A 12,167-nucleotide genomic window follows, 5' to 3' on the forward strand; every position below is an offset into this window, starting at 1 on the left:
GCTATGGTGCCGCCGTGGGTATCACGGCAAGGGCGGCGTCCGGCGGCCCGCCCAGCGCCCGCACCAGCCCGACGCTGGCCTGCATGCGCTGCGTCTGGACGGAGATGTAGGAGCGCTGTGCCTCAAGCGCATCGGTCTGCGCCGTGACGACCTCCAGGTAGTCCGAAGCACCATCGCGATAGCGCGACATGGCGATGTCGCTGGTGCGCTGCGCGGCTTCGGCCGCCTCCCGCTGCGCCGTCGATGCCTCGGAGAGATAGCGGGTGGCGGCCAGCGCATCCTCGACTTGCCGGAAGGCCGCGAGCACGGTGTCGCGGTACGTGGCCGCCGCCTCGTCGTACTCGGCGCGCGAAATGCGGACCTGCGACGTCCTGCGCCCGCCGTCGAAGACCGTCAGCAAGCCGGACAGCGGCCCCAGCGCCCAGAACGCGCTCGGAGTCGTCAGCAGGCCGCCGCCCGTACTCTCCCACCCGCCCGAGGCGCCCAGGGTCAAGGACGGAAAGAAGGCCGCGCGCGCCGCGCCTATCCGCGCGTTGGCGGCGAAGACCCGCCGTTCGGCGGCCGCGATGTCGGGGCGCCTTTGCAGCAGCTCCGAAGGCGTCGCCGCCGGCGGAGCCGGTGGATCGAGCGCCTGCACCTGGGCGGGCACCGTGAACGTGGTCGCGAGTTCGCCGACCAAAGCGGCGATCTCGTGTTCGGTGGCGGCGCGCTGGTTGGCGACGGTCGCGACCTGGGCGCGCGCATTGGCCAGCACCGTCCGCGCTCGGTTCACGTCGATGCCCGAGGCGATGCCGCCTTCGCGGCGCGTCGCGGTCAGCTCGTAGGCCCGCGTGAACGCGTCGACCGATCGCGCGAGCAGTTGCGCCTGGGCGTCGAGACCCACCAGGCGGAAATAGGCATCGGCAACCGCCGCCTGCAGGCTCAGGCGCGCCGAGGCGAGGTCGGCCGCGCTCGCTTCCGCCTCGCCCCTGGCGCCGCGCACCTGGCTGCGAATCCGGCCCCACAGGTCCAGCTCGTAGGAGACCCCTCCTCCCACGACGTAGTCGTCGTATTCTTGCGCATTGCCCGCGCCGAGCGGCCGGTTGCCAGACAGCCGCTCACGCGAGGCCTGCCCGCTCGCGCTGACCTGAGGATAGAGGTCGGCTGCCTGCATCCGCGCCGCCGCACGCGCCGCATCGTAGCGCGCCAGCGCGGCGGCGAGCGTGGGACTGGCCTGTCCCGCCCGGTCCTCCAGGTCGGAAAGCACGGGATCGGCGAAGACGGCCCACCAGGGCCCCCTCTCCTCGCCGTCGCGCGGTGCCGCCGCCGCCCAGCCCGGCGTCTCGCGGAACTCCCCGGGCGCCGTGGTGACGGGCGGACGATAGTCCGGTGCCATCGCGCACCCGGCCATCAGCACGGCGCCGAGCAGCGCAAGCGCCTTAGGCATCGGCGCCGGCCTTCTTCTGCGGCGTGGCGATCCGCACCACGTCTCCGGTGCGGATCGAATCGGGCGGAGAGTCGATCACCCTGTCGCGCGGGCTCACTCCGACCGAGACGAGCACCGTCTTGCCCTCGTCGCGCGCGATGGTGACACGGCGGAGCGTCACGCGACCCTTCGCGTCGACGACCGCGACGCTCGGCCCCTCCTCCGCCGGCAGGATCGCGCTGCCGGGAAGCCGCAGGGCCCCGGCGGCCCCGGCGATGGGGAAGCTGACATGGGCGTAAGCGCCGGGCTTGAGCGCCCCGTCGGCGTTGTCGGCCTGCAATTCCACCAGCATCGCGCCCGACTGCGCATCGACCGAGTTGGCGCTGCGCGTCAGGCTCGCCTTGAAGCTGCGGCCGGGGAATTCGGGCACGGTCAGCGTCGCCTCCATGCCGTTGTGGACCTGCGAGGAATGGACCTGCGGCACCCGCACGTAGATGCGCATGCGGTGGACGTCGGAGACGGTGAAGAGGGGCTGCGCCGCGGCATTGCCCGCGGTCACGAGCGCACCGATCTGTGCCGAACGGCTGGTCACCACGCCGGCGAAGGGGGCGGACAGCCGGGTGAACCCTTGCGTGGCGCTGAGTTCGCGCACGCTGGCGAGGGCGGCGTTCGCCAGCGCCGACTTGGCCGCGAGATCGCCCGCCTTCTCGTCCGCCTCCTGCTGCGAGACGGCATCCTTCGCCAGCAGCGCCTGCCAGCGCCGGGAGGTGGTCGCCGCCAGCCTCTGGTTGGCGACCGCGGTCTGGTAGTCGGCGCGGGCCTGCGCCAGCTGCTGCTCGATCTCGGGCGCGTCGAGGATGGCCAGCGTCTGCCCTGCCCTTACGTGGTCGCCGATGTCGGCCAGCCAGCGCCGGACATAGCCATTGGTGCGCGCGTTGATCGCGGCGCTGTTGTAGGCCTGGATGGTGCCCGGGAGGATCAGGCCCTCCCCGCCTTCCGCCGCCGAGGGCGACACCACCGCCACGGTGGGGACGGCGGCGTTGTCGGCCACCTCCTGAAGGTGGCCGGTGGCACTGATCCGGGTGGCGACGCCGACGCCGACCAGCGCCAGGGCGACGATGGCGGCGCCGATCCCCACGCGCTTGAGCGTGCGAGCGTCGGGTCCGGTGTTCTCTGCGATGTCGGGATCAAGCATGGCGGGGCTGCATTTCCATGGGACGGGCGGGCTCGTCGCCCGAAGCGCGGCGACGGTGGACGAAGCTGAACACGGTGGGCACGAAGAACAAGGTGGCAATGGTCGCGCAGACCAGGCCGCCGATCACCGCGCGGCCGAGGGGCGCGTTCTGCTCGCCGCCCTCCCCCAGCCCCAGCGCCATGGGCGCCATGCCGATGATCATCGCCAGCGCCGTCATGAGCACGGGGCGGAAGCGCACCATGCCGGCGCGCAGCGCGGCTTGCACGGCATCGCCGGTCTCGACCAGCTGTTCGCGCGCGAAGCTGACGACCAGGATCGAGTTCGCCGTCGCCACGCCCATGCACATGATCGCGCCGGTCAGCGCCGGCACCGACAGCGTCGTGCCGGTGGCGAACAGCATCCAGACGATCCCCGCCAGCGCCGCGGGCAAGGCGGTGATGATGACGAACGGGTCGAGCCAGCTCTGGAAATTCACGACGATCAGCAGGTAGATCAGGAAGACCGCGCCGAGCAGGCCGAAGCCCAGCCCGGAGAAGGCCGTGTTCATCGTCTGGTACTGGCCGCGGATCGTCACGCTGCCCCCCTTGGGCAGGTCCTTCTCCAGCGAGGCGATCGCCTTCTGGACGTCGGCCGCGACGCCGCCGAGGTCCCTTCCCTGCGGAGTGCCGTAGATGTCGATGACCGGCTGGATGTTGTAGTGCGACACCACCGGCGAAGTGCTGGACCGCGAGACCGAGGCGAGCGCGCCCAGCGGCTGCGTCGCCGTACTCCCGCTTCCGGACACGGGGATGTCGGACAGGGCATTGATGGAGCTCACCTGGTACTCGGGCGCCTGCGCCACCACCGGGTACGAAACGCCGTTGTCCGGATTGACGAAGAACACCGGCGCGGTCTGCGACGTGCCCGCCAGCGAGCTGGCAAGGCTGGTGGTCACGTCCCTTTCGCTGAGCCCGTACTGGCCGATGCGCGAGCGGTCGACCTCGACCTCCAGCTGCGGCGAACGCGCGGGCTGCTGCAGCCGCAGGTCGGCCAGCCCCGGGATTCGCGCCAGCTTCGCCATCAGCTTGTGCGCATATTCGCGCGAGGCGGCGGCATCGCGGCCGGCGATCTGGATGTCGATGGGCGATGGCGAGCCGAAGTTCAGGATCTGGCTGGTGATGTCGGCCGGCAGGAAGGCGAAGGTGGTGCCGGGGAACCGGCGCGGCAGCTGCTCGCGCAGCGCTTCCACGAAGTCCGCGGTTGCCCGGTGTCCTTCCTTGAGCGTGATGAGCATGTCGCCATCCTGGGGCCCGATCGTGCCGCTGTTGTTGTAGACGGTGTTAATGGCGCTCACCGGCAGGCCGATGGTGTCGGTGACCGAGGCCAGCTCGTCCGCGGGGATGATCGCGCCCACTTCCTCCCCGATCTCCTCGAAGCGGGCAGCGGTGGTCTCGATCCGGGTCCCGGCCGGAAGCCGCACGTGCATGGCGATCTGCCCCGAATCGACGGTGGGGAAGAAGTTGCTTCCCAGGAACGGCAGCAACCCGAACGAGAGCACGACCACGGCCATGAAGCCCAGCATGAACGGCCGGCGCGCGACCAGCGCCCGGTTCAGCATGCCGATGTAGCCGCCGCGCAGCCGTTCGAACCGCGCCTCGAAGCCGCGCTGGAAGCGCACCAGGGGATTGGTGGAGCCGGGCTGCCCGGCGTTGTGGCTGTTCTCTCCGGCGGGCGCATGCGGCTTCAGCAGGTACATCGCCAGCGTCGGCACCAGCGTGCGCGACAGGACGAAGGAGGCGATCATGGCGAAGACCACCGAGAGCGCCATCGGCACGAAGAGGTAGCCTGCCACGCCCGGCAGGAAGAACATCGGCACGAAGACGATGCAGATGCACAGCAGCGAGACGAACGCGGGCGTGACGATCTGCGCCGCGCCGTCGAGGATCGACTGGACCACGCCCTTGCCCTGCTCGAGATGCCAGTTGATGTTCTCGATCGTCACCGTGGCGTCGTCGACGAGGATGCCCACCGCCAGCGCCAGCCCGCCCAGCGTCATCACGTTGAGCGTCTGTCCGAAGAGCGCCAGCGCAGCGATCGCGGCCAGCACCGCCAGCGGGATGGACAGCGCGATGATGACGGTCGAGCGCCACGAGCCGAGGAACAGCAGGATCATCAGCGAGGTCAGCGCCGCGGCGATCGCGCCTTCGTGGACGACGCCGCTGACCGCGGCCTTCACGAAGACCGACTGGTCGCCCACGGTCAGGACCTTGAGCGATTCCGGAAGAGTCTGCTGGATCTTGGGCAGCAGGTCCTTGACGCCGTCGACGACCGCGAGCGTCGAGGCCGCGCCGTTCTTGAGCACCGTCAGCAGCACCGAGCGGCCGCCCTCCACGTGGACGACGTTCTGCTGCTGCGCGCTCCCGTCGCGCACGTAGGCGACGTCGCGCATGTAGATCGTCGCGCCGTTGACCACCTTGACCGGCAGGTCGTTCAACCCCTCGATGGTGGCCGGCGCGTTGTTGAGCCGCACGCTGTACTGCGTGGGCCCGATCTTGACGAAGCCGGCGGGGGTGATCTGGTTCTGCGCGGCGATCGCTGCGCCGACGTCCTGCGCCGAGAGCCCACGGGCCTGGAGCGCCTGCGGATCGATGTCGATCTGGACCTGGCGCTGCTTGCCGCCCGAGGGAAAGGGCATGGCGAGGCCAGGGACGGTCACGAGCTGTGGCCGGACCTGGTTCTGGCCGATATCGAAGAGTTGCTGCTCAGACAGGCCCTGGCCCGACAGCGCCAGTTGCAGGATCGGCACGGTCGAGGCGGAGTAGTTGATGATGAGCGGCGGGTTCGAGCCGGCGGGCAGCTGGCGCAAGATCGTCTGCGAGATCGAGGTCACCTGCGCCGTCGCGGTGCGGATGTCGACGCCGGGCTGGAAGTAGACCTTCACCACCCCGATGCCTTGGTAGGACTGGCTCTCGATGTGCTCGATGTCGTTGACCGTCGTGGTGAGCACGCGCTCGAACGGTGTCACCATCCGGTCGGTCATGTCCTGCGGCGGCAGCCCGGTATAGGTCCAGGCGACCGCGATCACCGGAATCCTGATCTCGGGAAAGATGTCGACCGGGGAGCGCAGCGCCGCGAGGATACCGCCCAGCGCAATGAGGATGGCCATGACGATGAACGTCAGCGGACGGTTGAGCGCAACTTTGACGATCCCGATCATCGACTTCTCCATCCACCGCCCGGGATCATGCCGGCCGGCGACTCAGCTGCCCTGTCGTGCATCCCCCTCCCCTTCCCGCCCGCGATCCTCCCGGTGCGGGCGCGAGGCCCGGGTTCGGTGAGGCAGGATCTCAAGGTAGGCCGATCCGCCTGCCCCCGAGGGATTCAGGTCCACCGGTGGCGAGGGAGAACGTCCTGGTTTGTTGCCGTTGATCGTTCGGATCTTTTCTGTCCAATATATATACCGGCTGGTTTGATATCTTCTATGTCTTGGACGGGCATCCCCGATGGAACTGCGGCACTTGCGCTACTTCATATGCATCGCCGAGGAGCTGCACTTCGGCAATGCCGCGCAGCGGCTGGGCATCTCGCAGCCGCCGCTGAGCCAGCAGATCCGCGCCCTGGAGGACGAGCTGGGGGTGCGGCTCTTCGACCGTACTAGCCGCCGGGTGCGCTTGACCGAGGCCGGGGCCCACTTCCTCCCCCAAGCCCGCGAGACCCTGGTCCAGGCGGAACGCGCCGCGCAGGCCGCCCGGCTCGCCCATAGCGGCGAGATCGGGCGCCTCAGTTTGGGCTTCTCTCCCTCGGTGCCGTTCATCCCGCATGTCGTGGACGCGCTGGCGCGCTTCCGACAGGCTTTCCCCAGTGTCACGGTGGAGCTCAACGAACTCCCGCGCGAGGAACAGATCGCCGGCGTCGAGCGCCGGACGCTCGACCTTGGTATCCTGCGCAGCTTCGGCTCGCTGAACCTCCCCCCGCAGATGGAGACGCTTCACTTGCAGCGCGAAGGCATGATGCTGGCGATGCGCCGCGACCATCCCCTCGCCACCCGCGAACGCGATCCGGTCCTGGCGGACATCGAGGGCGAGCCGCTGATCCTGTTGGGAGCGCTGAACGGAGCGGGCTTCAACGACGTCCTCATGGCGCACTGTGCGCAACTCGGCTTCCGGCCCCATGTCACGCTGGAAGCGGGAAGCTTCGCCACCCTGGTGGGCCTGACCGCCGCGGGCCTGGGCATCACCATCTTGTCGCGCTCGCTGGCGCGCCTCAACGTCGACACCCTGGCGTTCCGGCACATCGACATGCCGTTCGCCAGCGAGCTGCTGATGTTTCACTTGCGCGGCGCCTCGCCCACCACGCTGAACTTCCGCAAGCTGCTGGCCGAGCCGCTCGCCGAAAGGCCCACCTGACGCCGAAGCGCAGCGGGTTTTGCGCCGCCGCTGCGTCGCAACGGCTCGGACATCATCGGTCACTCGGCGTCGGAATTGGCTCGTCGCTTGGAGTAGCTTACGACGAAGGCTTCCCACACCCGCAGCCACTCGGCCTCGGTGCGCGCCCGCGCGATGCCCGGGAACCCTGCCCTGAACGCGTCCGCCATGTGGTCCACCGACCAGGGATGCCCCTTGTCGAGGCCGATCGTCCGGAACGGAGCCTCGCGGGTGCCGAAGCTCAGGCTGCCGCTGGGGAACGCCACGAGCGGCTTTGCGGACGGAGTGGCGCGAGAGGAGGACCCCCTGCCCTGCTCCGCCAATCTGCCCTGCTCCGCGGCTTGGCCGGCGACCGATGATCTCGGTGCCTTTTCCGCAGCCGGCGCACCCAGCAGCCGCAAGTGCGGCCCGACGAGCTTGCGCTCCATCGGCGCGGGAGAGGGATAGAGCACGACCTTGCGGCCCGCCATGTCGACGTTGGCGTTGGGATAGACCGCCGAGACCAGCTGCATCGTCTCCCGCACGGTCTGGCGGAAACGCTTGCTGTCGGCATCGTTGCCGAGGTGGCGGGCAAGCTGGTCCCACGAGATCGTCTGGCCCTTGTCGGCCGCGATGCGGGGCAGGCGGTAGGCAAGGTAAGTGTAGAGGTCCAGGGCGGTGGGCGTGCCCTTCAGTTCGCGGATCGCCACCTCGTTCAGCGGCACGGCATGGTCTATCAGGTGCGCGTAGAACCCTTCCGACATGCGGATCTCGCGCGCGAAGGCGCCGTTCTTCTCGAGCGAGCCGGCATATTCGTTGGAGATCTTGACGTCGCGCACGGCGAAGGCGCTGTCGCCCGCTTCGGTGCCGTCCCAGCGGATCTGCCATTCGCAGGCCAGCAGCCGGTCCACCTGCTCGCGCATCCGGTTCGCCGTGCCGCGCGGTCCGTAGGAGACGGTCTGGTAGCCGAGCCGGCGCATCCACTCGGTGAAGTTGCGCCCGAGGTAGACGTCGCGCGAGCGCTTCGTCACGGCCTGGGACAGGAGATAGATCAGCGCCACGCGCGGATAGGCGCCATAAGGCACGCCCAGGCTGCGCAGAACCGGCTTGCCGTCCACGGTCTGCAGCACCGGCCGGGGATTGATGGCAAGGGCATACTTGCCATCTTCGCGCAGGATCGGTTGAGTCTCGTCCTTGGGCCGCTTGGTGGGGAGCGACATGGCGCACAGCGCGGAATGGAGGAACGCCGGCACGGGTTCTTCGTCGTGGACCCGCAGGAAGGCATCCATGGTGAGCTGCGAGCCGGCGGCCTGGGCGATCGAGCGCACTTGCGCCTCTCCGCCGTCGAGCATGGCGAGGGCATATTGATGACCGATCGGCCTGGTGCTGTCTCCGTTCATTTCCGCCCTGCCCTGCTCCGACTCAGGAGCCGCTGTTCGCCGTCTAGACAACAGGTTTGTCCCAGCTTGGCAAGCATGTTGGCAGTTTTGGCGGAACTGCCGGGGCAAAACCTCCAAGATGACCGATGATCTCGGTGCGCCTTGCAGGTTCGGCGTCAGTGCCCGTCCTTTTCCCCTGTTTTCAGCCGATTCGCGAATCGGATTGGGATTAGGGATTCCAGTATAGGTATGTGCTCCGAGATCATCGGTGGCACTGCACCGAGATCATCGGGCTCTCGCACCGAGATCATCGCACGGCACCGAGATCATCGGTCTGCCGGGCGAGCTCGGCGCATCGGCCTCGTGCCGGCGGCGTGCGCACCGAGATCATCGGTCGTTGGACGTGTCGGCGGCCGGGTTCTCGGCGGCTGGAGAACGAGAACGGCTCCGAGATCATCGGTGCCTTTGCAAGGTCGATGGACGATCGTTGCTCGAAACTTCCAAGACCGATAGGATGGCGGCTCAAACTCACAAGACGGTGTCTATGGCGACCAATCCTGCACGCGAAGCCTCCTCCGACGTCCTGGGCGACGAGATCCTCGACGACAGCCTCGGCCTTCTCCATCGCAAGGCGCTGACGATCCTGAAACGCATCCGCGACAGCGCTCTCGATCCCGAGACCGGGCGCAAGGTCGGACCCTCTTACGCCATCTCACGCGCGGCGTCGCTTGTCGGTCGTACCGCTTCCGCCATTCGCGAAGCGGAGCGCGACGGCCGCCTGCCCCCTCGCGATCGAACCGCGTCGGGCCACCGGGTGCAATATACCCTCGAGGAGCTCGACCATATGCGCGCCGTGTTCGGCACCCGCCCCTGGCGCGCGGCGCAGGACACGCCGGCGATCATCTCGGTGTCGAACTTCAAGGGCGGTGTCGGCAAGTCCACGCTCGCGCTGCATCTGGCGCAGCACTTCGCGATCAAGGGCTACCGCGTCCTGTTCATCGACTGCGACAGCCAAGCCAGCTCGACGATGATGTTCGGCTACCGGCCCGACGTGGACCTCAGCGAGGACGACACGCTCTATGGCCACTTCCACAATCCGGAACTGCTCGGCGTCCGCTCCATCATCCGCAAGACACACTTCTACGGCCTCGACCTGATCCCGGCGAACCTCAAGCTCTACAACCTTGAGTACGAGATCGCCGGCTACCTGGCGCAGAACCAGAGCTTCGACATCATCGACCTGATCGCGCAGGCCATCGACACGGTGGTGGACGACTACGACGTTGTCGTGATGGATCCGCCGCCGGCCTTGGGGATGGTGTCGATGGCGGTGCTGCAGGCGGCCAACGCCATGGTGATCCCGGCGCCGCCCAGCGTGATCGACTTCGCATCGACCGTGTCGTTCATCGACATGGCGCGCACCACGATGCGCCAGCTCGAGCAGCTGGGGGGGCGGGTCAAGCCCGCCTACAACTTCATCCGGCTCGTCGGCAGCCGCGTCGACGACAGCAAGTCGATGCACCGCGAGATCCTGGCGATGATGCGGCAGGTGTTCGGCGGCTCGATGATCAACTCGGTGCTCAAGGTGAGCGCCGAAATCGACAACGCGAGCTCGCGCATGAAGACGGTCTACGAGCTCGACCGGCCGGTCACATCGCATGAGGTCCACAACCGCTGCATGCGCTTTCTCAACGATGTGTGCCACGACATCGAGCAGGACGTCCTGCGCACGTGGGAGAGCAGGGCGGGGTCGCTCGACTGAGCCGTTGCCACGTGGCAACCGGAAAAATAGCGAATGTATTCAGAAGCTTGATCCAGTCGAGTGCTTAGGACGGCGGATGGTCAAGCGAGCAGAACGACGGCGGTGGGGTCCAAGTTGCCACGTGGCAACGGCTCGGCAGGCGGCGTGCAGCGACAGGAAAGACGGGTATGGCAAAGGGTAATCGCGGGTTCGGCAGCAGCCTGACCGAGGGCCTGGAAGACACGGAGCTGGACAGCGCCGCGCCGTCCGAGAGCATCATGGCAAGTCGCAGCCAGACGCTGGCGCGACTGGCATCGGGCAAGGTCGTGACCGACCGGACCGAGTGGGTCGATCCGGCCCGGTGCCGTCCCTGGCGCCTCCACAACCGCGATCTCGACCATCTCGACGAAGAGAGCTGTCGCGACCTGATCGACGCCTTCCTGTCCGCCAAGCGGCAGCGCATCCCGGCCATCGTCCGCAGGCTCGTCAACGACCCCGAACACGACTTCGAGATCATCGCCGGTGTCCGGCGCTGGTGGACGGTGCAGTGGTTGCGGGCGCACCACCATCCGGACTTCGAGTACCTCGTCACGATCCAGCACGTGTCGGACGAGGAGGCGTTTCGCGTCTCCGACATCGAGAACCGATCGCGCAAGGACATTTCCGACTGGGAGCGCGCCAACGAGTACATGCGCGCGCTGGAGGAGTTCTACGACGGCTCGCAGAGCGAGATGGCCGAGCACCTCAAGATCTCGCGCTCCTGGCTCAGCCGCCTGCTCGACGTGGCGCGCCTTCCCGACGAAATCGTCGCCGCCTTCGCCGACAAGCACGACATCACCGTCCGCGTCGCCCGCGACATCAAGCCGCTGGCCGGCGACGGCCGGGCGCTCGGCCTGATGGTGGAGGAGGGCAGGGCGATCCGTGCCGAGCGCGACGACCTGGGGGTGAAGCTCACCGGCCCCGAAGTGGCCAAGCGGCTCGTCCGCGCGACAGTCGCGAAGTCCGGCTCCGCCGCCGCGGAGACGGTGGTCCATGGCGCCAACGGCAAGCCGATACTCCGCTACTCGCGCTCGACGCGTAGCGGACTGAGCCTGCGCATCCTGCCCAAGTCGGGCGCGCCGGTGGACGAGATCATGGCCGCGATCCGGGAACTCGTCGCGGGCTGACATCGCGGCGCTGGGGGCTCAATCGAGGCTGTTGATCGGCCTCGCCATTCCCAGCAGGCGATCGAGCTGCGCCAGCGAGGCCTCGTATTCGTCCAGTGCGTCGGCGGAGAACGCCGGCGCATCCTCGCGGACGAGAGCGGGCAGGGTGCCTGGCGTGCGCACCGAGTAAAGATGGCTGCCTGAGATGGTCGTGCGCTGGAGGATGCCGAGATCGTCCAGCACCGCCAGCATGCTGCGGATGCCGAGCCGGGTGGCGCCTAGCAGGACTTCCAATTGAGCCGAGCGCAAGGGGCCGAAGCTGCCCAGAAGTTGCCAGAGCGCCGGAACGCGCGAACGGCCACGCAGCGTGCGCGTGCCCTCCCGGATCGCGCAGAGGAGGGCCGTCGCCTCCACAAGCTTGTCGTGGGTTCCTCGTGCAAACGCGTTCAAGGCCTGCTGCCCAAGCGCCCGAGCCTCTCCGGGGTCGGGCGTGCGAAGCGCGTCGGTCCGGATCAGTCCGGGGCAGGGGAGGGCGCAAGGGAGGAACCCGTCGCGCCGCAGCCGCTCGCCCAGCAGCGCCTCCACCGCCCAGTGCGGCGAGGGCAGCCCACGGCGCTCGAGCGCTGCAACACGACGACCGAGAGCGACCGGCGCGACGCTCCGCTCAGGCGGCGCGAAGCGCGCGCTGCGCCCCATGCGGTTGCCGATGTCCTGCAGGACGGCGGAGGGCAGAGGGGAAGGCTCGCCCGGCCCGTCCATCAGGGACCGCGCCTCGGCGAGCGTGGCGTGCAACTCCGCGTGGGCGTGGTCCTGGTCGATGTCTCGGGGCGCCAGCAACGCCGCGCGCAGCCGCTGTGCCGCAGCGGCGAGCGGCGGCCAGGTGTCGCCGGCCAAAGAAGGCTGCAAGCAGCATAAATTAC

Annotated in this window: 8 protein-coding genes; 3 read left to right on the top strand and 5 right to left on the bottom strand. The window is 68.4% G+C overall.

The window, feature by feature from the left end; translation table 11 throughout:
• Position 1 precedes the first annotated feature (1 nt).
• From ACFFJC_RS10420 to ACFFJC_RS10430, 3 genes are read right to left on the bottom strand one after another with little or no spacing between them, the layout of a single operon-like run.
• Positions 2-1,426: an efflux transporter outer membrane subunit gene (locus tag ACFFJC_RS10420; RefSeq protein WP_379487438.1), complete on the bottom strand. Its 1,425-nt coding sequence runs from the start codon at positions 1,424-1,426 to the stop codon at positions 2-4.
• Positions 1,419-2,600: an efflux RND transporter periplasmic adaptor subunit gene (locus tag ACFFJC_RS10425; RefSeq protein WP_379487439.1), complete on the bottom strand. Its 1,182-nt coding sequence runs from the start codon at positions 2,598-2,600 to the stop codon at positions 1,419-1,421. Before ACFFJC_RS10425 ends, ACFFJC_RS10420 begins: the two co-directional genes overlap by 8 nt.
• Positions 2,593-5,796 (bottom strand): efflux RND transporter permease subunit, encoded by a 3,204-nt coding sequence (locus ACFFJC_RS10430; protein ID WP_379487440.1) that lies wholly within the window; start codon positions 5,794-5,796, stop codon positions 2,593-2,595. The genes ACFFJC_RS10425 and ACFFJC_RS10430 overlap by 8 nt, the downstream gene beginning before the upstream one ends.
• Before the next feature lie 286 nt (positions 5,797-6,082).
• Between ACFFJC_RS10430 and ACFFJC_RS10435 the strand changes: the two genes are divergently transcribed.
• Positions 6,083-6,985 carry a LysR substrate-binding domain-containing protein gene (locus ACFFJC_RS10435; RefSeq protein WP_379487441.1) on the top strand — a complete coding sequence of 301 codons (903 nt, stop codon included), beginning with the start codon at positions 6,083-6,085 and terminating at the stop codon, positions 6,983-6,985.
• 59 nt (positions 6,986-7,044) lie between these two features.
• On the opposite strand, the gene ACFFJC_RS10440 is transcribed toward ACFFJC_RS10435, so the two are convergent.
• A complete protein-coding gene (locus ACFFJC_RS10440; protein WP_379487442.1) occupies positions 7,045-8,382 on the bottom strand; it encodes a replication protein RepA in 1,338 nt (445 codons plus the stop codon).
• A 523-nt stretch (positions 8,383-8,905) separates the two neighbouring features.
• Between ACFFJC_RS10440 and ACFFJC_RS10445 the strand changes: the two genes are divergently transcribed.
• A complete protein-coding gene (locus tag ACFFJC_RS10445) occupies positions 8,906-10,123 on the top strand; it encodes an AAA family ATPase (RefSeq protein ID WP_379487443.1) in 1,218 nt (405 codons plus the stop codon).
• A gap of 167 nt (positions 10,124-10,290) precedes the next feature.
• Complete coding sequence (locus ACFFJC_RS10450; protein WP_379487444.1) at positions 10,291-11,268, top strand: ParB/RepB/Spo0J family partition protein; 978 nt, start codon at positions 10,291-10,293, stop codon at positions 11,266-11,268.
• Positions 11,269-11,286: 18 nt separating this feature from the next.
• Here ACFFJC_RS10450 and ACFFJC_RS10455 read toward each other — a convergent pair.
• A partial coding sequence (locus ACFFJC_RS10455; protein ID WP_379487445.1) for a hypothetical protein occupies positions 11,287-12,167 on the bottom strand: 881 nt, incomplete at its 5' end.

The sequence above is a fragment of the Novosphingobium soli genome (genome assembly GCF_042432915.1).
GTDB lineage: Bacteria > Pseudomonadota > Alphaproteobacteria > Sphingomonadales > Sphingomonadaceae > Novosphingobium > Novosphingobium soli.